Annotated in this window: 27 protein-coding genes and 1 pseudogene; 16 read left to right on the top strand and 12 right to left on the bottom strand. The window is 57.0% G+C overall.

Annotated features, from left to right (window positions below):
• The first annotated feature begins 268 nt into the window (after positions 1–268).
• Positions 269–871: a L,D-transpeptidase gene (locus RHPLAN_RS30600; protein ID WP_084245929.1), complete on the top strand. Its 603-nt coding sequence runs from the start codon at positions 269–271 to the stop codon at positions 869–871.
• A 73-nt stretch (positions 872–944) separates the two neighbouring features.
• Here RHPLAN_RS30600 and RHPLAN_RS38710 read toward each other — a convergent pair whose 3' ends face one another.
• From RHPLAN_RS38710 to RHPLAN_RS30590, 3 genes are all read right to left on the bottom strand, one after another.
• On the bottom strand, positions 945–1,310 hold the full coding sequence (locus RHPLAN_RS38710; RefSeq protein WP_084245927.1) for a septal ring lytic transglycosylase RlpA family protein: 366 nt from the start codon (positions 1,308–1,310) through the stop codon (positions 945–947).
• A gap of 821 nt (positions 1,311–2,131) precedes the next feature.
• Complete coding sequence (locus RHPLAN_RS30595; protein ID WP_068026467.1) at positions 2,132–2,377, bottom strand: hypothetical protein; 246 nt, start codon at positions 2,375–2,377, stop codon at positions 2,132–2,134.
• Between the two features lie 136 nt (positions 2,378–2,513).
• Positions 2,514–3,254: a hypothetical protein gene (locus RHPLAN_RS30590; protein WP_157100603.1), complete on the bottom strand. Its 741-nt coding sequence runs from the start codon at positions 3,252–3,254 to the stop codon at positions 2,514–2,516.
• A 612-nt stretch (positions 3,255–3,866) separates the two neighbouring features.
• On the opposite strand from RHPLAN_RS30590, the gene RHPLAN_RS30585 reads away from it, so the two are divergent.
• A complete protein-coding gene (locus RHPLAN_RS30585) occupies positions 3,867–4,370 on the top strand; it encodes a DUF4142 domain-containing protein (protein WP_068026462.1) in 504 nt (167 codons plus the stop codon).
• Positions 4,371–4,478: 108 nt separating this feature from the next.
• Here the strand turns inward: RHPLAN_RS30585 and RHPLAN_RS30580 are convergent, their stop codons facing one another.
• The 4 genes from RHPLAN_RS30580 to RHPLAN_RS40390 form a co-directional block, all read right to left on the bottom strand.
• Entirely contained in the window at positions 4,479–5,234 is a 756-nt protein-coding gene (locus tag RHPLAN_RS30580) for a recombinase family protein (RefSeq protein WP_335341034.1), read from the bottom strand.
• Between the two features lie 1,029 nt (positions 5,235–6,263).
• On the bottom strand, positions 6,264–6,755 hold the full coding sequence (locus tag RHPLAN_RS30575; RefSeq protein WP_068026458.1) for a TspO/MBR family protein: 492 nt from the start codon (positions 6,753–6,755) through the stop codon (positions 6,264–6,266).
• Between the two features lie 2,182 nt (positions 6,756–8,937).
• Positions 8,938–9,228, bottom strand: a complete 291-nt coding sequence (locus RHPLAN_RS30565; RefSeq protein WP_068026452.1) for a hypothetical protein — start codon at positions 9,226–9,228, stop codon at positions 8,938–8,940.
• Positions 9,229–9,294: 66 nt separating this feature from the next.
• The gene (locus RHPLAN_RS40390) at positions 9,295–9,654 is read right to left on the bottom strand and encodes a hypothetical protein (protein ID WP_068026449.1); all 360 of its coding nucleotides are present in this window, start codon (positions 9,652–9,654) and stop codon (positions 9,295–9,297) included.
• Positions 9,655–10,091: 437 nt separating this feature from the next.
• On the opposite strand from RHPLAN_RS40390, the gene RHPLAN_RS39865 reads away from it, so the two are divergent.
• Complete coding sequence (locus RHPLAN_RS39865; protein ID WP_157100602.1) at positions 10,092–10,886, top strand: hypothetical protein; 795 nt, start codon at positions 10,092–10,094, stop codon at positions 10,884–10,886.
• Positions 10,887–11,674: 788 nt separating this feature from the next.
• Here the strand turns inward: RHPLAN_RS39865 and RHPLAN_RS30550 are convergent.
• Positions 11,675–13,249 carry a carbohydrate porin gene (locus tag RHPLAN_RS30550; protein WP_237179944.1) on the bottom strand — a complete coding sequence of 525 codons (1,575 nt, stop codon included), beginning with the start codon at positions 13,247–13,249 and terminating at the stop codon, positions 11,675–11,677.
• Positions 13,250–13,485: 236 nt separating this feature from the next.
• Between RHPLAN_RS30550 and RHPLAN_RS30545 the strand changes: the two are divergent.
• Positions 13,486–13,908: pseudogene (locus RHPLAN_RS30545) on the top strand (PQQ-dependent sugar dehydrogenase); the annotation flags it as partial.
• A 214-nt stretch (positions 13,909–14,122) separates the two neighbouring features.
• The gene (locus tag RHPLAN_RS30540; RefSeq protein WP_068026441.1) at positions 14,123–14,347 is read left to right on the top strand and encodes a hypothetical protein; all 225 of its coding nucleotides are present in this window, start codon (positions 14,123–14,125) and stop codon (positions 14,345–14,347) included.
• A gap of 164 nt (positions 14,348–14,511) precedes the next feature.
• On the opposite strand, the gene RHPLAN_RS30535 is transcribed toward RHPLAN_RS30540, so the two are convergent.
• The gene (locus RHPLAN_RS30535; protein WP_068026438.1) at positions 14,512–14,823 is read right to left on the bottom strand and encodes a polyhydroxyalkanoic acid system family protein; all 312 of its coding nucleotides are present in this window, start codon (positions 14,821–14,823) and stop codon (positions 14,512–14,514) included.
• Positions 14,820–15,206 carry a DUF4112 domain-containing protein gene (locus RHPLAN_RS30530; RefSeq protein ID WP_084245921.1) on the bottom strand — a complete coding sequence of 129 codons (387 nt, stop codon included), beginning with the start codon at positions 15,204–15,206 and terminating at the stop codon, positions 14,820–14,822. Before RHPLAN_RS30530 ends, RHPLAN_RS30535 begins: the two co-directional genes overlap by 4 nt.
• A 971-nt stretch (positions 15,207–16,177) precedes the next feature.
• Here RHPLAN_RS30530 and RHPLAN_RS39860 point away from each other — a divergent pair.
• On the top strand, positions 16,178–16,336 hold the full coding sequence (locus tag RHPLAN_RS39860) for a hypothetical protein (RefSeq protein ID WP_157100601.1): 159 nt from the start codon (positions 16,178–16,180) through the stop codon (positions 16,334–16,336).
• Between the two features lie 80 nt (positions 16,337–16,416).
• On the opposite strand, the gene RHPLAN_RS30525 is transcribed toward RHPLAN_RS39860, so the two are convergent.
• A complete protein-coding gene (locus RHPLAN_RS30525; RefSeq protein WP_157100600.1) occupies positions 16,417–16,623 on the bottom strand; it encodes a hypothetical protein in 207 nt (68 codons plus the stop codon).
• A 282-nt stretch (positions 16,624–16,905) separates the two neighbouring features.
• Here RHPLAN_RS30525 and RHPLAN_RS39855 point away from each other — a divergent pair, with 282 nt between their 5' ends.
• The 5 genes from RHPLAN_RS39855 (at position 16,906) to RHPLAN_RS30510 (ending at position 21,132) form a co-directional block, all read left to right on the top strand.
• Positions 16,906–17,097 (top strand): hypothetical protein, encoded by a 192-nt coding sequence (locus RHPLAN_RS39855; protein WP_157100599.1) that lies wholly within the window; start codon positions 16,906–16,908, stop codon positions 17,095–17,097.
• Between the two features lie 1,713 nt (positions 17,098–18,810).
• Positions 18,811–19,224 carry a hypothetical protein gene (locus RHPLAN_RS30520; protein ID WP_068026431.1) on the top strand — a complete coding sequence of 138 codons (414 nt, stop codon included), beginning with the start codon at positions 18,811–18,813 and terminating at the stop codon, positions 19,222–19,224.
• Between the two features lie 612 nt (positions 19,225–19,836).
• Positions 19,837–20,208 carry a hypothetical protein gene (locus RHPLAN_RS39850; protein WP_157100598.1) on the top strand — a complete coding sequence of 124 codons (372 nt, stop codon included), beginning with the start codon at positions 19,837–19,839 and terminating at the stop codon, positions 20,206–20,208.
• A 73-nt stretch (positions 20,209–20,281) separates the two neighbouring features.
• Positions 20,282–20,545, top strand: a complete 264-nt coding sequence (locus tag RHPLAN_RS39845) for a hypothetical protein (protein ID WP_157100597.1) — start codon at positions 20,282–20,284, stop codon at positions 20,543–20,545.
• Between the two features lie 254 nt (positions 20,546–20,799).
• The gene (locus tag RHPLAN_RS30510; RefSeq protein WP_157100596.1) at positions 20,800–21,132 is read left to right on the top strand and encodes an H-NS family nucleoid-associated regulatory protein; all 333 of its coding nucleotides are present in this window, start codon (positions 20,800–20,802) and stop codon (positions 21,130–21,132) included.
• Positions 21,133–22,330: 1,198 nt separating this feature from the next.
• On the opposite strand, the gene RHPLAN_RS30505 is transcribed toward RHPLAN_RS30510, so the two are convergent.
• Complete coding sequence (locus RHPLAN_RS30505; RefSeq protein WP_068032068.1) at positions 22,331–22,798, bottom strand: Hsp20 family protein; 468 nt, start codon at positions 22,796–22,798, stop codon at positions 22,331–22,333.
• 344 nt (positions 22,799–23,142) lie between these two features.
• Here RHPLAN_RS30505 and RHPLAN_RS30500 point away from each other — a divergent pair, with 344 nt between their 5' ends.
• From RHPLAN_RS30500 to RHPLAN_RS30490, 5 genes are all read left to right on the top strand, one after another.
• A complete protein-coding gene (locus RHPLAN_RS30500; RefSeq protein ID WP_157100595.1) occupies positions 23,143–23,490 on the top strand; it encodes a hypothetical protein in 348 nt (115 codons plus the stop codon).
• 9 nt (positions 23,491–23,499) lie between these two features.
• A complete protein-coding gene (locus RHPLAN_RS30495; RefSeq protein WP_068026423.1) occupies positions 23,500–23,790 on the top strand; it encodes a hypothetical protein in 291 nt (96 codons plus the stop codon).
• A 20-nt stretch (positions 23,791–23,810) separates the two neighbouring features.
• Complete coding sequence (locus tag RHPLAN_RS39840; protein WP_198164572.1) at positions 23,811–23,966, top strand: hypothetical protein; 156 nt, start codon at positions 23,811–23,813, stop codon at positions 23,964–23,966.
• Between the two features lie 223 nt (positions 23,967–24,189).
• The gene (locus RHPLAN_RS39835) at positions 24,190–24,438 is read left to right on the top strand and encodes a hypothetical protein (RefSeq protein ID WP_157100593.1); all 249 of its coding nucleotides are present in this window, start codon (positions 24,190–24,192) and stop codon (positions 24,436–24,438) included.
• Positions 24,416–24,730: a co-chaperone GroES gene (locus RHPLAN_RS30490; RefSeq protein ID WP_068026420.1), complete on the top strand. Its 315-nt coding sequence runs from the start codon at positions 24,416–24,418 to the stop codon at positions 24,728–24,730. The genes RHPLAN_RS39835 and RHPLAN_RS30490 overlap by 23 nt, the downstream gene beginning before the upstream one ends.
• The last annotated feature ends 27 nt before the right edge of the window (positions 24,731–24,757 follow it).

Genomic DNA, 24,757 nt, shown 5'->3' with positions numbered 1-24,757 from the left:
GAAAGCAGAGGGCGCTGATCGTAACAATTAGGCAAACGACAATGCGAGTGCCCGTGCAATTAGTAGGGACGGCTGGATTTACGAGCATTTAGACCTTTCGGCTGCACAGATTCTTCGAACACTCACGGCCGCATTTTGTTTCCGCTGCCTGCGCCGCGAACAGCTCAATCGGTTGGCCTGATGCGCTGGTACGGCAATTGACACAGTCGGAACGGATCACCTTCAACGGTGTTGTGTCCGCCAGCAGACTCGTCCGTCCGAGGAAAACATGCAGAAGCTCACAATTCTCTTCGGCCTATTGGCGATTAGTCTGCGCCTCGCGGTATCCCCTGCCTCTGCTACTCTGCTCATCAACGTCAACAAATCCACGCAAACGCTCACTGTGAGCCGCGACGGTGAAGTATTGCATCGTTGGCCGGTATCTACCGGAAGGACGGGCTTCGGAACGCCGTCTGGGAGTTTCACAGCAACCAGGATGGAGGCTGAACATTTTTCGAAGGAGTGGGACGATGCGCCAATGCCGCACTCAGTGTTCTTTACTCAAAGGGGCCACGCGATACACGGCACGTTTGATACCAGGCGCCTCGGATCGCCCGTGAGCCATGGCTGCGTGCGGCTTGCCCCAGCCAATGCAGCCAAATTGTTTGCACTGGTGAAGCAGGAAGGTTTGGCCAACACGCGAGTGCTCCTTAGCGGGAGCGAACAAGTTGCTCTCGCGCACTCCAAAGCTCGGCGCTACGCCGAAAGGACGCAACGGAAAAGTTATGCCGAGACCGGTGCAAAAACGAACAATGCTGACGGCGATTTAGAAGCTCATTCGGGCTTCTATGGCTACCAATCCGGAATTGGGTTTGCGGAGGAGGGCGATTAGTCCTCCTCCTAAATCAATTCACACCCTTAGCCGGACCGCAAAGCGAAAACGCGCTTAACTGGCTCTGCACTGCTCAAAGAACGCTCAGGTTCACCGGCGCCAGGCCCGAAAGCCCGATAGCGCGAGCTCCGGCGGGTGTGAGATCGATTATGCGTCCACGGACGAAGGGACCGCGATCCGTAATCCGGACAACGACTTTTTTGCCGTTCCGTCGATTTACCACACTAACCCGAGTTCCGAACGGCAACGTCCGGTGCGCAGCCGTTAACGCGCCCGGGTTCATACGCTCGCCATTCGCCGTTTTCCGCCAAGCGTACCCATCCCTATTGCCATATACCGAGGCGATTCCAGAGTACGAACCTGCCTTGCTAGGCGCGGCAAATATAAGCGAAGAAACGAAAACCAACGACAAGGCAAACAGCGCTCCCCGAACCTTCATTCTTTGAACCTCATTCTTGTGGGATTGATCGACTTAGCCAATGGCACAGTCGATGCACCTATTCGCCACGAAGTGTGTTCATTGTGCGATGCATTCGGACAGAAAGCGTTTCGTTCCAATTGATTTCGATAACGATTTCTACGAAACGAAACGTGTTGTGAGGAGGAGCCGACGTTTTCCCGGTTGCAGCCGCCAGCAGTTGGGGCAACAGCGTGGATACATGGCAACGAGACAACGAGACGGCCAATGCTATGAAAACGACGGACGAGGGCGGCCAAGCACCCAGAGCAAATTTTCGCACTTCTGCAATCTTGGAATTGTCTTAAGCTTTTACGGAGAGGTTTGTAGCGGGTGGGAGCGGTTGTGCGTGGGACATTGCGATGTCAAGGGTTGACGTGCTGAACGAAAAAGCTGACGAAGCCGAACTGCGGGCCTCGCAATTTCCACTGTTCCGAGCGAGCTACCTTGAGATAGCGGCTGTGTGGCGCTTAATGGCTCGGCAGGCGCGGCTTATCAACAGCCTCCGTTTGGCGTGAAGGCGCTGAACCGTTCTCACTGCGTTGGTAGGCGCGAGCTTGTCGGGACACTCCTACGCTATGGTACGCGATACGCCATCGATTTCCGGGTTCTGCCTGAATGTCGTAAGACTTGTCCATCTGCTGGTAGAAGCCGCGGTCATGAGTGTTAGTAGGACATGTCCTTGGACGATCTTCGTCTTGGACCCATCACGCCCGAGCCGGATAAGGGGAAGAGAAGAACGAACAGCCGGCGCACGAGCGAAGAAATGGCGCCGGCCCGTTTCGTTCGCAAGCCGTGAACGACTACTTCAAATGCCCGATGCGTGATCTTGCGCCTTCAATTGCATCAGTCCAATGGGTTGTCGTATAGCCGGCGGCGAGCGCTGCTAGGGCGAAGCCGAGCATCAAGCATCCAATAACGATGCCGCGCTGGGGCGAATTCATCACAGACGTCATGCTCAACCGATGGAAAAGCGCAACCGATTCATCCAAAGCTGGTTCCCGCACAAATCGCTTCGAGCGCAGGATGCACAGCTGCGCTGCCGCCATTCGCGAACTCCTAAAGCGCCGATTCACTTCGGCTGACGCTTCAGCGGGACCATGCTGATTCACAGCTGTTGATACGTGCGCGCGAAGAGACGCGTAAAACTTTCGCTGCGCTGGCGAACCGGATCAGCCCCCAAATTTAGTCCGGATATTCGTCCGACCCTTGGACCCAAATAAAGGATTGAAGGTCAATCATGTCACGGGGTCTCAGATCCCGGATGTCGGAGCCGACAGCGCGTGCAAATCGCAATGCGCCCGAGTATGCGGTCCAATCCGGTCGAGCCTGATAATGAAGGTCGTAGCCGTAGTTCGTCGCTGCGCGCCGCGTCACCATCGGCTTCAGAAAGAAGTGCAGCCGCGGTTGCGCGATGAAGCCAAATACGGTCGCCAATGGCCACGTGAGTACGCGGGTCTGACGACGAGGTAGACCTGACAGGGCATCGATCCAAGCCTCGAAGCGGACCGACATTGCACTGTCGCCGTGTAGAAGAGCCCATAAGCCGTTCGCGAAGGCCTTCGCTCCAGCGGAAGATTTCACCGCGTCCCTTAGCGCCATTTTCTCGAACGAGAAGAGCAAATTTGTACGAGACTCTATTGCTACCGCGCGCTGCGCGATCCCGGCAAAGTCTCCCCTCCTAAGCAAGGCGCGAAATTGCGTATCACTGAGGGTCTCAATCCAGCGTTCGTGTGCCGTCCACTTGTAGCCCCGCTCAAGATCAATGTAGTCAGCATCCTTGAAGCCACCTGGGTAATATCGGAGGAATTTGCTGCGGCTTTTTCGCGCTGGGATAGAACGTGCGGGAGAGGAGGGCCGTCTCGCGGTGCGGGCGCTTGGGCCGGTCGCCCGAACGGTCAATTTGGGTGCTACGAGCCGAGACATTGGCTCTCCTCGAAGCCCAACGTATGGCTTCTCGGCGAGTTCCTATTGGCTCACCGACTTGGACGGCCCAACGTTGCCACAGCTAGACCGCCGTGACGCGGATCGCGATCTCCTCTTGCCGAAAGACGCGTTCGAATTCGCGACGATAATCTTTCGACCGTCGGCGCAAGTGTGGGTTCGCCATCACTTCGTAGATCACAATCTCGTCGCGCTTGGTGCGCGGACCATCTTTCCAAAAGATCGACCGCTGGCGCCTGCATATATGCCGTCACGCCGCCGAACTTTTCACCAGCTTGCAGGGACTCGGCGACGGTTGTTGTCGTATCGCGGCAAAAAGATTTGGACGAGCTTCATGTTTTACGCGGCGTCGCCATGCTTCGCGTGCCGCCGCACGCCGATCGGATGCCACGTTGGTTCAGCGCAGCAGTCATGTCACGAAGCGTTACGCGCCCGTGCCTGCAGATCGGCAGCGGGCTTTCCAGCGCAGACAATCCCTGTCAGCGCGGCGCGCTGCCATGCAATGACGGCTGCCGGACGCAAACGGCTATTGAAGCTGCATTCGGAACTTACCTGACGCTACGCGCTTATCCGCCAGAGTAGCGGAGGTGTAGAATGAAACGCGTATCGGTCGTAACTGCGGCTTTGGTGTTAAGTGCAACGGCGGCAATGGCTCAAGAAAAGCCGGGTCAGGAGTTCCTTACGAAAGCAATCCAGGGGAATCTCGCCGAGGTTTCGATGGGTGAGCTGGCTCAAAAGAACGGTCAGAGCGGGCAGGTCAAAACCTTTGGGGAGATGCTTCAAACCGACCATACCGAGTCCAACAAGAAGGCGACCGATGCAGCGAGAACGCTGGGCATAACACCTCCGACTGAGCCGACTGCCAAACAGAAGGCTGATCATGACGAGTTGGCCAAGCTTACCGGTCCGAGCTTTGACAAGAAGTTCGCTGAGCACATGGTGATGGATCACAAGAAGGACATCGCCGAGTACCAGACGGCCGCCAAGAAGCAGGACGCTGCCGGCAAGTATGCGACCGAAGCGCTGCCCACCCTGCAGAAGCATCTTCAGCGAGCCGAAACGCTGCAGAGAGATAGCGGTACGACTGGTTCACATTGACCAACGAGTCGCTAGGCCCGATTACCGTGCGAGCTTGTTGCAACTGGACCTGCTCGAGCCGCGCTTTACCGCAGCGCACGAAGCGCCATGCGCATGGTGCCGCTTATGTTACGCTAGACTGCGCTCCAACTCGTGAGCACGAGTCAGAACGTTCAAAACTGACGAAACGTGCCATCTGCCGCCACGCGGCGATCGGATGCCGCGCTGGTTCAATGCGTCGCTCATTTCACGCAACGTGGTCGCACCGGCGCTCTGGATAGCCTGGATGATCGGCACCAAGCCCGTGACGAATTCATTAGTCTGAACAATACGGCCTAATTCGCCCGCTTGCGCGATGTTGCTCGGGTTGCCCAGCCTAGCACCGCCGGCTTTCTTGGCAGCCAAGGCCGCCTTAGTGCGCTCGGAAATAAGCCGGCGCTCTTTCTCAGCCAATGCCGCATAAAGATGCAGCATAAATGGGTCTGCATCGCGTCCCAGCTCAGCGACGATAAAGGGCACCCGCTGAGCCATCAGGCTGGCGACGAACGCGACATCACGCGACAGCCGATCCAGCTTGGACACCAGGACGCAGCACTTGGCCGATTTGGCTGCAGCCAGAGCGGCAGCCAGCTGCGGCCTGCGGTCCAGCGCGTCAGAGCCCGCAGCAGTTTCGGCCTCGACATATTCGCTGATGATGGCGATTCCCGCGGCCTCAGCGAACCGGGCAATTGCGGCCCGCTGTGCTTCAATGCCGAGGCCAGAGCGCTGCTGTCGTTGCGTGGAAACTCGAAGATATGCGACAGCCCGCTCCATGTACAAACGGCATACCACCGTTTGCGGATTGTACGTAGCCGAGTTCTGAGCAACTAAGTTGCTGTTTTTCAAGCAACAAGATTGCTCAACGCGTGTTGCACAGCAAAAGGCGCGCGGCGTCGTAACCCACGGACAATTGCCCACGATCCAAGGAAAAGCCCACCCGTGCGATAACGGATAGGCTCGGCCTTATAGCTGCCCGATGCGCTAGCGCGATGGCGGGGCGCCGGTTTGCGGTTCAGATTGTCCTGTCGTGGCGGGGGAGGTCGTAGTTTTCTGCCCAGTGTTGGCCGCGCCCGAGCCGCCCATATCGGAGGCTTCCATTCCTGAGTCGCTGCCGGTGTTTCCCGGATCGCCAGGGCTTCCGTTCCTGGGACGCTGTTGGCCAGGCGCATTTTGCGTAACTCCGGGCGACGGCGCTAAACCATTGGAGTCCGATGCCGCACCGTTGCTGGACGGTCCATTGCCGGTCTCAGCGAGAGCAACCGGAGGAAGTGCCAGAGCTGCGAGCGCTACAATCGTTGCTAGTTTCATTGGACGCCTCCTGGATTTATCCACGAGCAACCACCCGAGCGCCTACTACGTTCCGATTCGAGCGCGGACTACGAGGCACGGCGGCGGCGAGTTCGCGTTCGTCGCCTCTTAAGAGGTTGGGATAAGGTGAGCTGCGAAAAGCTTTCCGGCTTGTGGGCTAGTAGGGTTGCCTCAATCTGCTTGGCCGACCTACCGACGGGACTCTTGCCGGCGTTCTTCTGGATAGCCCGCATGACCAGTATCCCGGCTTCGAACGCGAGAGCTGTAGCCAGGGCCGGGTTTGCACGAACGGCAGCAGCCAGGAGTCGACCAATTGCTAACATGCGTATCGAACACGTTCACGCCAATTTTGTTCAAGGGGCCCAATCTCATTTTGTTTGTGTGGGGCACGATGGGCGAGCCCGGTCCGCTCCGGTAGACCCTTGCGGAGCGTTCTTGGATGTAGGGAATATCTCTAAGCGAGCCGCAAGCAACTGCAACGACTCATAAAGTCATCCAATCGTTGACCAATCTAAAGTCGAAAGCCCTATATCCATCACCGCGGAAAGCGGTGGCCGCAATTTTGCGTCAGGCGTTCAGCCGCCAGACTGCAACGTTGAGGATCGTTGCAAAGCTTACCCACGCAGCGAGCGGAACGAGCAGCCAGCCCGCTATAACGTCGAGCCGGGAAAACGCGACGATGGTGAGCACGATGAGTGATAGCTGGGGAATGATATCGATGAGCCCGAGCAGGGGGCTGTGGAGGCCGAAAAACATCCAAGACCAAACTGCGTTCAGCACGAGCTGGCCGAAGAACAACAGGAGCGCTAACGATCGTTGGCTCGAACCTGGAAGCCTCATGATTCGCCACGAGGCAAATGCCATCAGAGCGTACAGCGTCGTCCAAACTGGACCGAAGATCCAATTCGGCGGGTTGAATGCGGGCTTCACCAGGGTGGAGTACCAACCCAGATTGGGAAAGGTCGCAAGTTGGCCCAGGCCTGATGCAATGACCACCGAAGATACGACCACCCCGCCAAGTGCGACATTGCGGGATTTCGGTGATGCAATGGTGAACATGGCCGCACGCTAGCGCAGCCGGGAAATGTCTACCAGTGCGAGCGTATCGCTTGGTTACGGGACGTCGCATAAGACTGGCGAGCCTTGCAATAGAAGGCACGGAGCTCATTCGCCATGGCGAGGGTGAAAAGGGCAATCACCAAGCAAAAGGCTAACATCGCCAGCATCGTTGGCATTTTTCGTTCCTCTCCTACTTCTTTATTGCTGGCGCGAGCTTAGGGCCTGTCGCTTTGCGCCAGGACGCGTCACGCTGTCACAGCCGATTTAGCAATTGTCTATCTCGAATATCTCGCCCGCCAAGGCCCCGTCGCTGCGATTAGCGCCAGAAGCCGATCAGAGCGCAGCTCTGGCCCAACACGCGCCCATCGTAGCTGGGAATAGGAACGGCCGAGACTTTTCTGGATTGGCCGGCAAGTTACGAAAATTCGCCCCACGCGCGCTCAGTTACCCACCAGAGGATCTTGCCACCAAGCAGGATGACGCAGGCCAATATTGACCAGCCGAGAATGCCTACGGGCAGGGTGCCGGACCCCAGCAGAAGAGTCGGCCCGATCATCGCAAGGTAGAAAGGGCCGGTGTAGCGGCAATGAGTGCGCCCACAACGCTTTGCGTTGAAAATGCACGCGAGCCCCATCCACGCAAGTGCGGCGATCCATATCGCGGTCCTAATTTCCGTAGAGGCGAATAGTCCGCCTATGATCACGGCTTTCGGTAGCCACCAAGCAAAAAGAGTTGAAAAGGGGCTGCTCAGCCAGTCGCGTGATCGGATTGAAGAGCTGATTTCCATACGCGTCCAAGATGAAGTTTGTTGAACTTGTTTCAAGTTTGTTGCGGGGCCTCGGACGACTTCCAGGGGCCGTAGCCTCCTATTCGGCCGCGCCTACGCTTAGGCGTCGCTTGCGAAACAAAGCGTTGCTGGGCTCGTTCGCCCTATAGTGGCTGAAGGGGCGCGGAAATAAAAAACAACGAGCGTTTCCCATGAGCGAATGGACCAAAACGGCCGAATACTACGAGCGCCTGGCTCGCTTAGGAAATTCTGATCCATACAGTCAGCGCGCGTTGCTCTGGTATGCGGAGACATGCCGCTCAAGAGACGACTTTGGTGGACGTCTCCCACAAGAAGAGTCCGAGATAGATCGGATACATCGAGAGCGCCGTGAGCGTGCTGGCATCAAGCGTTAAGACCCGAGTTCTGAAACACAAAGCGCCGGCTCGAGCATTTGTTTGCGACTAACGCGCGTGGCCCGAGCGCTGCCGATTTGTCAAATTCATATGCGAACCAGTGATTTGCAAAAAGCTATCATCAAAACTCTCGGAACGTCGCGTGCAAGAATCCGTTACGGCATGATGCGACGACGAAATGGTTATTGGACCGCGCAAGACGAAACATCGCTGCGGCGGACGGCCTCCCAAGATAAATCACTTCTCCAGATCGCACTGAGGCTGCGCCGTAGCCCGGCGAGCGTGAAGAGTCGGACGACTGACATGGGCATTCAGATCAGTGGCAAGATATCACGGCTGCCGCCTTCAGACCGCTCATTACCGGGCGCTTAGTCCAGCTGAAATTCCACGCTTCACCGAGCGTTTCGATAGGCGGCACGGCTGGGCTCCGTTCACGTAATGTTCTTACGGCCGAACCACGAACGCAGTAAAGTTCTCAAAATAATTTGCCGACCGCGGAACTACACTCTGCCCCTCTGATGAATTCACCGCCGTCATTTCCGACTGACATCCTCGCCGCGGCATCTCTGAAGCCCTTGTTGCCGCGGCGATTTTTTTCGGTGATGAATGCAGGACTTCCTTCGCCCAAGCGGCCAAACTCCAAAAAATCGCTTTCGATTCCGCAGACTACGAAGCTGCTCGGATGCTCGTTTGAAGACCTCGGCTCCTCAACGCCACTCCGAGCATTTCACACAGTTCACTTCGTTCGGATTCTCAGCCGCGTATGCGGCGTTGTCGGTAACGTCCTTCCCGCAGATCGTCCATGCGACGCGGGCGCCCGGGCTGGGCTCTGTGACTTCGCAGGCATGGATGGTGCCGACGGCGTCTTTCCAATGGATCGGAAACCCATCGACGGAGCGGTAGACCGGGGCAGGGCGGTTCGGCGTGGTTGCCGCTCCAGAGGGAGGAACTGGCCCGCGGCCACGTTGCCGCTTCGATCTGAATTTGATGACGTCGCCCATCACGCTTCAATGAGATCGGCCGGCAAATCCTCACCAGTCACGCGCGTGACAAATTCTGACGCGGTACGCCCAAGCGTCAAGCCTTCTTCAATTGCGGTCGTTACAACAGCTCGCGCGATGTTTTCCGTCACGTCTCCGGCCCAACGTTCATCAAGATCGAAGGCAACCACTTTCACCGGCCTAGTGTATTCGCCCGATATAATGGCCTGGACCACATCGTGTTCCGACGTCTGCTCATCGTCCATTTCTCGCCAGGCGCGGGTCAGCCTTCCGAAGTCGCCGAGCACCATAAAAACGGCGCTCGGCGGCTGGCATCAAGCGGCATAAGAGTCATAGTTCACTTCTGTATTCGTAGTTCACTTCTGTTCTCGGCCTTCGAGCGCCTTTGCGCCGTCATTCCGATTTGGGGCGGACCAAAGCTCTTTGTCACAGCCGTCGTTCTCGCTGTGCAAAACGGCGAGAGCCGCATCGCTGATAAAGCGGTCCATCTGAGCTTTCATACCTTCTGGGTATTCGAAAGCGATCTGGTGCCAAGTCCGGCCAGCGCTCGCAATCACAGCTTCTCTATAGAAGAGGCGGTCGCCCTTGTTGCCGGTTACGGCAACCCAATTTTGTTGAGCTCGCAAATCGGTGATCTTCTCGCCGACGACGAACGCGAAATCTTTCATGAACAGCTCGAGCTGGGATTGATCGACCGGCGACGTATAGACGGCCACCGAAGCCGATCCGTCCGGCGATGTGAACCGCTTTCCGGGCGAACTATGGTCGGGCTTCTGTTGAAGCCAATCTCTGGGTATCAGTTGCGCGAGACTCAACCTCGAACGCACCTCTGACCGTGAGGTCGATTGGTTTTGCTGATCGGCGCTTAACGGCTGGTCCGGACCGCGATGATGGCGGTGACGATGGCGCGCATCGGCACTCGAAAGGCTGACGGCAAGCATCAACAGCGGCGACGGCGCGGCGCATGACTCGGCGATAACCAGCGGGTAACGCTGGCGGTTCCTGTCGGATTAGCTTACGAAACCCGACGACTCGACAGGCCGTGTATTGTACGAAGGTTTGGCTAGGCACCTTTAAGCTTTAATTTGGCGCCGCTCTGTTTCGCTTTCTGGAAGATTTCATGTGTTGAAGTACATTGCGGGGCCAATTTTGAATGCCTATTCAGAAAATTCTCTCGCTCCCAATCGGAACGCCCTATTTCCCATTCGCTTATTTAAACGGTGGCGACAAAAGCAAGGAAAACATGTCATGCGTTCATCGTGGAAAATCGCCGGACTTGCTGCCGTATCGCTTGGAGCCAGCGCCTTTGCAGCGACGTCCGCAGACGCTCGCCCGTGGGGCCATCATGGCTGGGGCGGCGGTTTTGGTCCCGCCTTTGCTGGTGGCCTTGCGCTCGGCGCGGTCGCGGCTGCTCCATACTATTATGGCGGCGGCCCTGGCTACTACTACGGAGGTGGCCCTTACTATGCCGCAGCCGGTTGGGGCGGCGATTGTTTTGTGCAGCGGCGTGTCCGCTATACGCCATGGGGGCCGCGAGTCCATCGCGTTCGAGTCTGCTACTAGTATCAATGAGAAACAGCCCGGTACTAGTATCAATGAGAAACAGCCCGGCCGAGTCCGCTCTGTTTCTTTTGTTAGACGCGGCGCAACAAAGAAAGATCAGGAACGCCGCGGCTCGGTCACGGGTTATTTTGGCAGGAAGGGGAGCCAATGGCTTTCATCCGTCCAACGAGGGGCTGGGCGGGTCAGCAACATCGCCCGGCTTCCTCTACGAGAGCGACATGTCCGATACCCGACTGCTGTTCTTTCTCGCTGGTTTCTGCGTCAGCGCGGCAATGCTTTTAATGCTCACAAGCAGATTTGGAAGCTGAACCACGAAAACGCGGCATCCCTATCGTCTTCTTCAGGAGCACAGTCCGATCACACCAGCAAAGACCAGGGCGACTGAGCGCGTTCTATTGGAATGCCAGACGCTAAAGGACCGATCGGAAAAAAAAAGCAGCGCAAGCCAGAGCAAGCTTCAAGTACCTCTTTGTAGCTGGCAGCAACCAAATGGATAAGCGTGGTATGCGACACTTAGACGGCGCCATGTCGCAGTGATTTAATGAAACAGCCATTGCCCGTTCACATTTGACGGAGCAGGATCAAGACGTCACAGACAATCGCTTACGCAAGGCTCTGGGGAGGGTCGGCATGCGCGATTTCAAACATACGCTAGTGGCAACCAACGTCATCGGGCATCCCACTTGCTGCTGGTGCGGCACTATGATGTGGCTATCGGCCATTGAGCCGACTGACGATTCCGACTGGGATCTTCGGACTTTCGAATGTCCGAGATGTGAAGAAGTCCAGCAGCACGAAGTCAAATTCAAGTAGCGCTACTGTCACTGACGCCGCTTCTGGGATCGAGTTGCTCCTGAAGATCGCGGCTCTGCCGTGCGAGTGCAAGCATCGGGCCGCTCGCAAATGCCCCCTCACGGCCCGGAGGGAACTACGGGGAAATCTATCGACACAGTTTCCAAACCCGGTGAAATAGCCGGGAGAGCCTCGCGTACCTCCATCGAAACGATAAAAAACAGAGCCGCTGCAAGGGCAGCAACAATTGTGGGGTAAGCCTCCTCAAGCGATTGAGAGTGATCGAGGTCACGCAATGCGCCGTTGGTTAGAGGTGGGTTGCACGAAGCCGGGTCAACTGACTTCGACCAGCCGCTCACAACCGTTGGCTTTCGCCCGGGATCAGAATTTCAAGACGCTTCGGACCCCGATAACAGCCGTATTACCGATACGCTTGGGCACGCCATTGTCGAACACATAACCGCCGCCTGGATGAATGATGTATTGGAAGTTTGGCAGCATCGTCCAGCCGGTCTTTATTTCGGCGAGATAGCTCGCATAGAGAAGTCCTTCGTAATCACGGACAGGGCGATTCAATTCCCCCATTGCCTCATAGTCCCGGTCAAGATCCCGCGCGTGGTTTGAGACGCGCGCATAAGCAAACCCAAGCGCGATTTTGTCGTGAGGACGCTTTTCATCGAGGCCAATGATGCTGATTCCGGCGTCGGTGTAAAAACTCACCAGGTTGCGATCGGCCGGCGTCGTAGAGAGCCGCAGAAACGTCCCAATACCGCGTGCGTCATCGTCGCCCGAAAACCGCTTCACCAGCTGCTCGATGGTACCATAGATGCCGTAGTCGGAACGAAGCTGCGCGGGGTCAGCCGCCGCTCCGGGGGCAGCTTGCGACAGGCCATTGGCTGCGAAACGCTGGTCGTTGAACAAACCGGCATGATACCAACCGCCGAGCTTGAAAGTGCCGGGTAAGCCCTTCGCGTCCTTGTCCTGATTCCAGGCGAATTGGAATTCCTGCAACAATAGCGGCGGATCGTTGATGCGGAAGTTCAAGCCATAACGATCGCGCGATTGCGGATCATCGGGACCTGGTCCGGCAGGATCGCCGTTGAACACCGCTGACAGGATGGTGATTTGATCAGTGATCGCCGCTTTGAAGCGCGCGCCAACCGAGGATAGCGGCGGTGAAGGCGCGCCACCGGGAAGATTTACGGCGAGGATCGCCGGCCAGCCGTAGCTGGCATTGATGAAGGCGTCGCTGTAGCGCGTCGTGAAAAACTCGGCATCTGCGGCAAGCTGTCCTGCACGAACCGAATACTTGTCATTTGCCCAGCGTTGCTCGAACCATGCCTCATAGAGCCGGGTCGTTGCCAAGGCCTCTATGCTGCTGACCGGCATCAGATTGTCGATATCGGTGCGCGACAGCCCCCGGCCGTTGATCTGAAACACGTTGGCGTGAAAGCTCAGGCCTTGCCACCCAGCGATGCGCGCTAGATCAACGTCAATCGCACCGTTCAGCCGTCCCGTATATGTAAGCTGGCGGCGGATGCCGCCCGACACGTTTCCCAACGTGTCGGTGACATAGCTGAGCGCGAACTTGACGCCCTTGTCGGTCCAAGGATTGGGCAACACGCCAAGGGTATCATGGGTCAGAGTGCTAGACCCTGTGTCAGGATCAAGCGGCTCGTGCTCTTGTTCCTTGTCCTTTTTCGCGGCGGATTTCGGCTTCCCCGTATGCGGATCCGGTTTCTCCGACGGCGGCTTCTCGGTGATCGGCTTCCGCTCGGCGGCAGGAACTTCCTTTGGTTTTTTGTTCTCCGCCGGGGCGGGGGTCGTTTCGGGTGGGGAAGGGGATGCAGACGGTGTAGTCGTGCTTGATGATGCTGATTCTTCTTTAGCTTGGCTGCCCACTAAAGGCAGCGCGAGCATTGAACATACAGGGACTACAATGAGGAAAACACGCATGCGCGGATCGTCTTAAGTACTCGTTCGATGCTGGCACGGTCGAGCGGCGCGTTCAATCGTCACCGCGCATCACGTGTCAAATGACAGATGTCCATCGGACCATCTGCAGAGCGGGGCTTCGCGGGCCGCACCTTCCGTAATAGGACTCATCAATGAAGAAAAAATCCTGTAAAGCAGCCGGGGTCGAAGCTGCACCTCAACCTCTGCGGACTCAAATCGCTCGATTCCTCGGGCCCGGCTTCTATGGGTGGCCTTACAGTTACTACGGCAAACACATCGATCCGCGGGTGTATCCGTAACGTCCGGATCTAGTCGAGAAAGCAATCTTGCCAGACTACGCATTGAGTTCGCACGTTGCTCCTTTGGGAATGGCGTTCAACACGTCTGACGCTCTTCCGCAGAAATACAAGGGCGGCGCATTTGTCGGAGAGCATGGCAGTTGGGACCGAAATCAGTTCAATGGGTACAAGGTCGTGTTCGTGCCATTCAAGGACGGCCTACCAACCGGGAAGGCTGAAGACGTGGTGACAGGTTTTCTAAACTCGGATGGCAAAGCTCGCGGTCGTCCTGTGGGCGTTGCGATTGACAGCGCAGGCGCGTTGCTCGTTGCGGATGACGTTGGCAACGCGGTCTGGCGTGCAACTAGCGCGTCCCCTTGATTTCGAAATTTTCCTAAGGTTGCTGTTTCGGCCCGGGCTTCGATCTTGCCGGCTCAAGACGGGTGGTTCCTTCGAATGCAACAGTTCGACAGGTCGGTTCGGCCCAGTTCAATGAACGACACCAAGCCTGCATCATCAAAGCCGTCCTTCCTTCGAAATTTTCGACTGATATCTTCAGCTGCAACAAAATCAGAACGGGCCCGGTAGCGCATGCATGTTCTGGTTTCCATTAGCAATGTTGGCGCTTGAAGCTGGTGAGGTGATCGCCCGCCGTGTACCCAAAATCGGGATCGACCAGGCGGAGACCCGGCTGATGATGACCGAGAAAGTCTCGGTAGGGTTTGATGTGTTTGCAATTCTCGCACGCGGTGGAACGTGCGACCAAGTAATTGAGCACTACCGACAAGCAATCGCGACCAACGCCCTTCGGCTCAAATAATAGTGGTTCCGTCTCAGCGGCTATCGCGCTGACTGTCTGTGCCCGTCGTGAAGGACGGAAAGCGCCTCAGCCGATGAATACTCACCCTTCGCTTGGCTACGCTCTAACCCGCGCGCGCTTGTCAGGTGCCTTGGGTTAATAAATTGCCCGAAGTGCCCGCAGCTTCACTTGTGTTCCAGCAATAACTTACCTTGCTGCTCAAGCGCCGGGGCAAGGCGCTCAGCCAGCTTCGCCAGCAACCATGGCAGTGTGACTTCAAGGCGCACGAAGTTCTCAAAGACTTGGAGGTTGCCGGAGGCGAACTGGCCGACGGCGCGGATGTGGAACGAGAGGGAGTCGCCAGTCCACACCTGTTGTTCGATCGTGATGACTTGCTTGAAGTCCCGCGCCGCGCGATCGAGGCCTCCTTTAAGGCGGTCGATGGCTTTATCCTTTCCAAGACGATGAGGAATGCAAACCACGAGCGGCTTGGTCATAGAGCTCTTCCTTCGAAGTGATCGCGCAACAATTTGACGTTGCGGCAATTGGCACGCCACATCACGTCGAAGGCGTCGCCTAGAAGTGGGACCGCGCCGACGGCGCTATCGATTGCAACGTTTATGAGCATTCGGGAGACGACATGCCATGGCGCGCCGAGTTGGTGAGCTTCGTAGACGATATAAAGAGAAACCGCGGTGGTGAGGGCGTCGCCGATGCCAGGCACAATGCCGACGATAGCGTCGATCCCAAAGCGAATGCCTGTGCCGGGAATAACGAGCGCAGTGTCCAGCAAGTTGGCGATCATATCGAGCCGCGCCAAACGCACGGCATGCGAGCTTATAGGGTAACTGAACCTAGGTGAATACGGCTGCACCCGCATCCGTTTCAGATGGTGAAACCATCACAGAATGCAAGAATGCGTCTTTTCACATAAGACGAGAGTATTTCGCATAGCCTTGCAACGCGTGCAGAACCACCCATTGCTGGGATTACTGCCGGGGCGGTTGCGCTCCGATGGGCGCGCCCCGGCCGGTCGTTTCGCGGGGCCCTTCGTCGACGGGTTTGACCTCGCCGGTTGGGGGTTGCCCCGACGCCGCTTATTGGTTGGGAGAAGTGCCGACAGGAGAGCCCGGCACATCGCAAAACGCAACGGCGGCAATGAAGCCCCTGAACACGAGGGCGCAGGTGCTGAAGAACACCATGCGCGCGGCGGAATTCATCCGTCTGCTGGTGGGGCGGAGCGAGATGGGGCCTACAATTGCGGCAGGAGCATCGAGCGCGAACAAGCAATGGGCCCGTCACCCACAGTCGCGCCCATAGGCGCCCATGTTGCGCGCGACCATGGCAACCGTGGCGTCCATTTGCCGCTTCGCTTCTCGGGGATGGCGTTATCGGTCACATCCTCCTCGCAAAGCGTCACTCAGCCGGCAGGCGCCGTTAGCGCTATGTGGGAGGTCGGCTATTTCGCACCTGATAAGCCGCCGCCGGTGGTGACCGGCCAGCACTGATGGCAGCTCATAGCCCCACCGGTACTTACACCGTGGATGAAGGGACAAAGACCGTCCAAGCGAACGTCGAGGGAAGCACTTTTCCGAATCTCGGCGGAGCGCCAATCAGCGTCGTATCATCGCTTCGATTTCCGCAGACGAGATGAAGTTCACTAACCCGAAACCCGGCAGGTATAGGGGTGAAGCATGTCAGATCGTCCACACTGCTGCGGCGTCCCCATGTGGCTCATGAAAGCTGAGTTGGGTGACTGCGCCGACCTCCAGACATTCCAGTGCATGGTCTGCGACGCTGAGACGAAGCGTACCGTGCCGACAAGGGCGTTCGGCGTTCTGAGGGTGATAGATGGCAGACCAGAAGCAGAAAATCGTGAGCCTTTTAAAAACGGCTCAAATGCTGGCGAACGATCTGCAGGAGCCTAGGCTTGCAGGTCTGATCGATTGCGCTCTCGAAGAGGCGATCGAATACCCGCCGAAACATGTCCCAGAGTTGGGTCAAAACTAATCGTCAGGCCTGAGACCTCGACGAAAATCTTCACCAGTTCTCGAAGTCATTTCATGCGGAGAGGGAAGCTATTTTCCTCTCTAGATCCTCGGACCGGGAAGGTTCTCGGGCATGTCCTCGTCAAGCTTCCACTGATCCTTGAGCTTGCGGACGACCTCATCACCGATCTTGTATCTCTGCTCCTCGGTGAGTTTCAGCGGAACGAATCTCTTTCCCATGTGAAGCTTTATTCCGCGCAGAGCGAACGCGATCGTATCCCGCAGCATCTTTCCACGGGTGTAGGTCACCGCTTCAATTCCACGACCTTTGACATGTCGAGTTTCTGTCCCTCAGCCGCACAACCGGATGAGCAATAGAAGTGTCCGTCCGTCGCGTGGATGGCTCTTCCTGCAAAAGGCTGACGACAGAGGGCACAGGACAGGGGCGATCCCGCTTCAAGGTACTTGGAGGTCATGGGGTCTGCGTTCGCTAAGTGGATAGACGGGGTAAAACGTGAACAAAAATGGTCATCGAGTCAAGTTGGAACAAATCGTTCCGATGGTCGTTTGCGGGAAAAACGGAGGGACCCCATGGCTACCCATCCAAAATGCCCGGACTGCAACGTTCCGATGTGGCTGGTGAAACTCGAGCTGGCACAGCCCACCATCCAGCGCAGCCATTTCAAGTGTCAGGTCTGCGAGGCAGAGGTCGCCACCATGGGTCTCCTCAACGAGAAAGCGAAAGAGGATGCTCAAGAGAAAGGTCTACGCTTGGACCCCTGAGGACGAAGCCAAGCTGAAGGATATGGCAGCGGAAGGGATTTATCTCCGCAACATCGCCATCCGTCTGAAAAGATCAGAGAGCAGCATCAAGAAGCGGGCACATGACCTCGGCATCAAGCTTCAGGTCACGCCGCGAACGCCATTCAGGTTTGATCGACCGGCTTAGGCTTCTGTGGTTGTTGTTGCTGGGTGACCGGCGCATCAGGTCGGTATGAGACCCAGCTCTCATGGGCACATGACGTACAGCGATAGATCACCTGCGGCGGCAATCCTATGCGTCCGTTATATTCGGCGCGTTCTGAACATTTCGGGCAGACGAACGGATCATCAGTCATGAACTGATGCTACAAGGTGCAAAGCGCGTGTCGTCCGTATTGATACGGATGTCAGGACTTTTGAGTGCTGACGAGTCGCGTGCCTTCCCATACTTCGAACGACTTTCCGTCTGATTGATCGCGTGCGACCTCAACCGCAGATCGGTCATTGGCGGCCTCAAAGTATTGGCCGGGCTCGGCGATGTGACCGTCCTGGATCTTGTAAGTCCGGTACTGCATGAGCTAGCCCGTTCGGGATTTACTTTGGGATGTGTTTTTTGCCGTACCGGCGGCAGTTGCACTCGGGTGCGTCTTCGGAAGGCTCTGGGGAAGCTGGAAATTGTTCTTACCAAATCCCCCGGCCTGATGACCGTTGTGCTGAAGGCAATTCGTAATCGTCTCCAGAAGCGCTTGATCTTCATAGACGTGCGATGGCTAGAAAGTAGGTCCTATCTACGAACTCAAATTCGTTCTTTTTGGCCTGCCGAGTCAGGAACACTGCACAAGCCTTATGATTAGCCCTGTGGAGCAGGCGCATTGCGCCGCTCGAACACGACATTAGAGATGGGCGATGTCTGACAATGAAAAACCTGTGTCCGATGACACGGAGACGTTGAATCGCGAGATAGCGGACGCGCTCCTGAAATTGTTCAACTCGGAGCCGTCACCAAAAAAGCTGCCACCTGACAAGAAGGGGCGGCAGTAATCAGCGCAATTTGCCGAGGCAGGGCTCGGGCAAGAGTCCTGAGTGAGCTTCGCGCAACGGACGTGCGGCTGTTGTTGCTCGTTCGGCTAAGCTGAGGGATGGCCCCGACTCAATGCAAAAGGCACCTTGCGGGGCTGTGCGAGCAAGTGGTTGCTGGGGCCTTGCTCGTACGCCCAAATAATCCGCGGAACTTAATTTTGCCAGAACCTAAAACCCACCGCAGAGAGACTGGCAGGGTCTTCGCGGACTACTGAGCGAAAGCGACTTTTGATTCGTAAAGCCGGCGTGACGCGCGATCAGTTGATGTTCCTACGAAGCGTTTTCGGTAACGTCCGACCCGCATATCGACTAGGCGACCTTGCCACCACGAATGCCCATCTTCAGTCGCCACAGAGACAAATTCTGCACCGGCTGTGATCAGAGTTAAGCCCGCCGGGCTTACCATCGAGATCACCCATCGCGCGACATCTTCAGTCACATCACGCGACCAACGGCCAGCATCGAACCTTGAGTGATGTCTACGAATCCTTTGTCAGAGCAAACGCAAAGGCCAGGCGGCTAGCCGTAAAATGCGATCTTGGTTTGAAACGCGACCGTTGAATGTCCGTTCAGAAAATTCCTTGGAACACAATGACTTAGACGCGCATTCTTTCATCGGGAGGCGCAACGCCTCGATCAACAAGGAAAAACACGATGAAGAAGCTTCTGCTCACTGCTGCGATCGCTGGGTTGCTCATCGGCGGTCCTGCGATGGCTCAGACCACGAACCAAAATAGCAACCAAACTGGCACGTCAGAGAACATGACCACTCAGAGCGAAAGCAAGGTGGCGCCAAGCGGCGAACGACAGCGTGTTCGTGGCGACACCACGATGCGCGATCGTGGTGAGCGTGGTTCGATGCGCGAGCACGGCGAACGGCGCACGATGCGCGAGGGTGACCGTCGCGAACGCAGCAGCGTGAACGTTCGTATCGGGGGTGACGGCTATGGATACCGTCACCGGCATCATCGTGGTTACTATGCCTACGGCGGGGGCTGCCGCACGATCGTCGTTAAGAAGCAATACCACGGCCGTACCATCGTCAAGCGGATTCGTCGCTGCGGCTAATCCGTGTGATGTATGAAGACGAGAAGCCCCGCTTATCGAAAGCGGGGCTTCTTCTTTTTGCGCGCCTGACGCGGCTCGCCTCGATTCCGCGATGGTCAGCGGCTGCCTGGCACAGTGATCCTGCCAGTCAATTTCGTGGTCAAGTGGTTGACGGCAACACAGGCGCGGATTCATAGCCCCTTCAAACTCACCGGACCCTCAGGCCCGGAAAAATTTGAACACAAGTTTGACGGTCATCTTGGCTGCCGATTCTGGATCGAAACCGAAAATCCCACGACGCAAAAATCGAATCTAATTCAACCGCTTACGAATTCCGTACCAAATTCACAGAGTCGGGAGGTTCGGAGACAAGGGGGCTCGGAGAGAGATGTCGCGCGACAGGCCTGACTCGAAGTACGGAGGCCTGTGCAGAAAAGGCGATGGCCGTGGCGGTTTCCGAGGCGCTGATTGGGCGGCGGAGACAATTTCGCCCTGAACGGCTGGCGGAGGGAGACGAACTGAAATCCAACGTTCTCCACTTTTACGCTAAACTGCGCCTCATTGCGCGCTGCGTCCGTCCCGGCGGAACGGGGTCGCGCAAGAATGGTTGAAGCGGTATCGTTGGAGCGTTGAATGGTTTCGGATTCGAAGGTTTTGGATACCAGCGGTAAGGATGCGGTCGAAATTGGAGGAGCGCGGGTCGATCTGCAATGGCTGCCCGAAGACGGCGTGAGGCTCCTCCGTACCTACCGCGGCAAAGATAAACTTACCGACGACGACGTGACTGCTATAGCGCTGGTGCTCTCGCAAGCCATTTTGACCCGTTATCTTCATCCCGATGGGGGCAAACACGCTTGGGAAACAGTGAACGACCTGCTTAGCGTGTTTGATCACCCCCGGGTGGTTGAGGCGGTCCAACATAAAGTCCACCAGCTTTTGATCCGTCGAAAAAAGGCTTTATCTGGCCCTGAAGGAGTTGAATCAGTCGGACGCCACTCTCCCTAAGACTCCTCAGCTAAGCGTTGGTGGAACCGGTCGAAGCCTCCAAAGTTCATTGAGAGCTTCCGTAGGAGGTTTTATGAAGAACGTTCTGGTGAACATCGCTGTTGCTGTTCTCGTCTTCTCTTCGTCCTTGGCTTTTGCTCAATCGGAGACCCCAAAGGGCGCAGTGACAGGTATGAAGCCTGACCGAACAACGGCTGATACGGCTACTCGGCAACGGATGCAGTCGAAAGAGATGGCTCTACGTCAGAAGCGTTCTGCGTGTCGTAAGCAGGCGCGGGTTAAGAAGGTGCCGATCCTTAAACGTCACGCATTCGTTGACGATTGCGTCGATCGCTGAAACATAATCGGACTCAAAATTGCTCACCTGCAGCGAGCGTGTTCCGCACGCTTCTGTTTAGTGCTTTGTCGCCGCAGAATAACACGCAGCCAAATTTCGAAAAATCAGCACTGTTGTGTCTACCGAACGAGCGTTGACTTGTACCCGTTCGGTCAAAACGATCGTCTTAACGGACGAGGCGCGCTCGATGATTTGCGGGCATGACTTGCTATCGACACACGGAAGGTTACAAACAACGTCCACCAGGAGCGGCTATGGCCAAGAAAGCTAAGCGTAAAACTAAAGCTAAATCGAAGAATACCTCTTACGCGTCCATGACTATGGATGCTCTGTTCGATTTGAGAAACGAGATTACCGGCGCGATTGAAAGCCGGGCTTCGGAACTTCGCAAACAACTCGCTCGCCTGACCGGAGATAAGCCGAAGCGCGGTCCGGCGTCGAAAATGGCAGGCAGGACCGTCGCCCCTCAATTCAGAAGCAAGAAGGATTCTAAACTGACGTGGTCCGGTCGTGGTCAGGAGCCGCGCTGGATGAAAGAAGAGATGAAGGGCACTAAGCTTAAGAAGGAAGACTTCCGGATCAAGTAACTAAGCAAGGCCCTTTGTCCGACTCCTGGCCTTGCTGGAGGGCGACCGTCCATCGCTTCAGCCCAGCTACTCCTCATGCGTGTGATGTTGACTTGTCTTTGCGGGAGGACACTCAGATCTAATCAAAAGGCGCCACCGAACCGGAGAAGGGCGATGCCTACCATCGACTGATTGCAAGTCTGGCTCTGAAACTAGGCCAACACAGCGTTGCGGTGCGTGTTCGAAAGAAAAGGCCCCATCTTTCGGCAGTGCCTTCCTTACAGGCGAGTGGTTGTGAATGCCCCGCGTGTACTTGGCTCTACAATACGCTGGGAATTCGCGTTCCCGCGACGCGTTGTCATAGAGAACCCCGCCACAAGGGCGGGGTCTCGTTCCGAGCAAGGTCAGCGGGGAGGCCATCGTCTTGCCCGTACTCAAAAGTCAGGCGCCGCCGAGTTGACGGCGGCGCCTCGGCCCGCCGGTCGAGAGCAGACCTGACCAGGCTCACCCAACCTGGTCGGGCATATAAACACCAACCATTTTGTGTGGTTCCAGCGTTTGGTGCGGCAAAAAAAGACCCCGCCAGGGAGAAGCGGGGTTATTGGAGCACGGTCATCGGGGGATAGGGGCCCGCGCTCACAAGCCTTAAGCAGCTCCCACAGATTTAGTTCCAAACAAAAACCCCACCAGATGAGTGGCGGGGTTTTCGCGTGGTGATCGAGGGCTTCCCAAGGTCGATCGACTTAAGAAGATCAGATAACTCCCAGAACTTCAAATCACGGTCGGTTGTGTTTTGTTACAAGCGAAAACGCCCCGCCTGGGGAGGCTTTCGCATTGTGTGTGGCAGGTGCGCACCACGCTGCCCTACGCAAAGGGAAAGCTCGGCAAATTGGGTCAAGAGTCGCCTGGCGCGTTATGTGCGCGTTACTTGAAGGAGGTTACGCAGCCTTCGCCGATGGTTCTCCCAAGACAGCCGCCAATTCTGTCTCGACGACGGCTAAGCGATTCTGAATGCGCTCGCGCTCAGGCTGTGCAAGGGAATTCGATTGGAGAACCTTGCGATAGTGAGCGATGACTTTATTGTGCGCACCGATTAGGTAGTCCCGTACTTCGGTATCCACACTGAACCTCCTACGCTCGCTGCGGTGACCGTCGCATATCGACAGGTTGCTCCGTGGCGCAGACTGCAAGCGCCACGGAGCCCCAACTTCGACACTTGCTAGGCTGCTTTTTTCTGGTCGATTGTCGGCTTGGAGACGTTGCCGTTGATCGCGATGCGGCGTGGCTTCATCGCCTCCGGCACCTCGCGAACCAGATCGATTTTGAGCAGACCGTCTTCGAAGGTCGCGCTCTTCACCTGCACATAGTCGGCGAGGCTGAAGACCCGGCGGAACGGGCGAGCCGAGATTCCTTGGTAGAGATACTCGGTCTGATCACTTGCGGCCCTCTCGGCCTTGCTACCCTCGACGGTAAGCCCGTTGTGCTCGGTCGTGATCGTAATTTCTTCGGGTTTGAAGCCGGCGAGTGCGAGTGATATCCGATAATGGTCTTCCCCGGCCTTCTCGATGTTGTAGTGCGGGTAGGCGACTTCGCCCGACCATCGGGACGATTCGTTCATCAGGTCGAAGAGGCGATCGAAACCGACGGTTGAACGCCAGAAGGGGGTGGGATCGAAGGTAGTCCTCATGGCCATATCCTCCACATGAGCAACATGGTGATCAGGAGCGCCAGACACCGATCGGGCGCCCGGTTGGCCGGACCCCGACTGGGGCGTCCGGCGCCGCATGTGCGGCAGGTTTCGAATTAGAACAGCTCGATAAATTTTCAAGAGGGTCGTCAGCGAGAAAAGGTTTTTGCGCTGCGAAACAAAAGGATCGCTGGGTTAACGTATCCCGCTACTAAAAAATTTTATTGTCCCTCTCTTGAAACTGAACACGCCTTTTCTAAATCGGTCCGCCGACAGGTGCCCAACTCGGGCCTGTTGCGGGCAATACCCGCTCTGACCCATGTCGCTTTACGAAGGATGTGGCCATGACCCAAATCGAGAACCGAAAGGACTTTGAACTCGACCGTCTTCTCCATCCCGCCGGGGCTTTCCGGACCCCCATGGAGGTCGTCGACGATCCGGATATGACGGCGCAAGAAAAGCGGGCGATCCTGGCCTCCTGGGCCTCAGACGCCTGTGCCGTCGAGGCCGCGCCCGAGCTGCGCAGTCCACCATCCGCCCCGATCATCCGCTTCGACGACATCATGATGGCGCTCAAGCGCCTGGATGGAGAGGCAGCAGACAACCCGAACTACGGGAAGTTCATCAACCGCGCCCGCCGCTGGAAGGACTTGTACCACAGCAGCGGTCGGGATCGCTCCCTGTTCGCATGAGGCGGCGCCATGACGAACCGCTTGATCATCGCCGTCATGGCGGGGCTTCTCTGGATGCCAGAAGTCTCAGGGCAAAGCATCCTGCAGAGAAGCGACTGGAAGGAGCGGGGGCTGGAAACTTATCTGCCGCCTCTCGAGCCGACCGTGCCGTGGCTTAACCTCAACACCAAGACCAAACTGCCAAAGGTCGACCTTCCGCTCGGACGGGACACGGCTTCAGCCGGCCCGTTCATTCTCCCATCCATCGGCGCGGACACCCAGGTGTCTTCGAACGCCTCGTCTGCATCGCGGAGCATGTAGCCATGCAGGATAGAAAATGGATGAAGCTGCAAGAGCTGCGTCAGCCAGGCATGCGGCGGATCTTTGATGCGTTAAAGCAGATCGAAGATGAAGCACCTGGTCTCGTCAGTGAGGCTGCGGTCGCCGCCGCCGAGCTCGCCAAGTCGCGCAGCGATGGCGGACGTATGCCGCAGTGAGGCAAGCCATGTCGCTCTTGCTGGTCGGCGCACTTCTCTCCGCTGTCCTTGCGATGGGCGCCTTCATGCTGGCGTCGCATGATGGTCCAGACGGATTCAGCGGCACCTGAAAACGCGGACGACGTGATGCTCCAAGCGGGCTCAGCGCCGTCCGCATCCGGAAGTCCCGCCAACGAGGGTGGCAGGACTTCCCGCGTTTCAATTCAAATATCGAGAGTTGATCATGCTGACGCATGTCGTGCTCGCGCTGGCATTCGCCAATGTTATGTCCGCAGCATGCGTGTATCCGTACGCGGCCTTGATCGGCGCTCTGCCAATTCCAAAAGGTCGAAAATTTTTTGATGCCGAACTCTTGACGCTGCGCCGGCCGCTACCAACTGGTTTTGCCGGTTGCGCCGGGGGAGCTGGCCGACCTTTTGACATCGATGGACTGAGCAAGGAGGAATTTCATGAACTTCCGCCCGCTGCATGATCGTGTGCTCGTTCGGCGCATCGACGCTGACGAGAAAACCGCAGGTGGCATCATCATCCCCGACACCGCGAAGGAGAAGCCCTCGCAGGGCGAGGTCGTCTCTGTGGGCCCGGGGGGCCGCGACGAGGCCGGCAAGCTGATCCCGATCGACATCAAGGCCGGAGACCGCGTGCTGTTCGGCAAATGGTCCGGAACCGAGGTCAAGATCGATGGCGAGGATCTTCTCATCATGAAGGAGAGCGACATCCTCGGCATCATCGACGATGCCGGAAAGCTCAAGAAGGCCGCGTAAATCATCAATCCCGACAGATCCAAGGAA

Source organism: Rhodoplanes sp. Z2-YC6860, from assembly GCF_001579845.1.
GTDB lineage: Bacteria > Pseudomonadota > Alphaproteobacteria > Rhizobiales > Xanthobacteraceae > Z2-YC6860.
The sequence above is the reverse complement of the archived record's forward strand: the minus strand, read 5'-3'. Positions and strand labels throughout refer to the sequence as shown.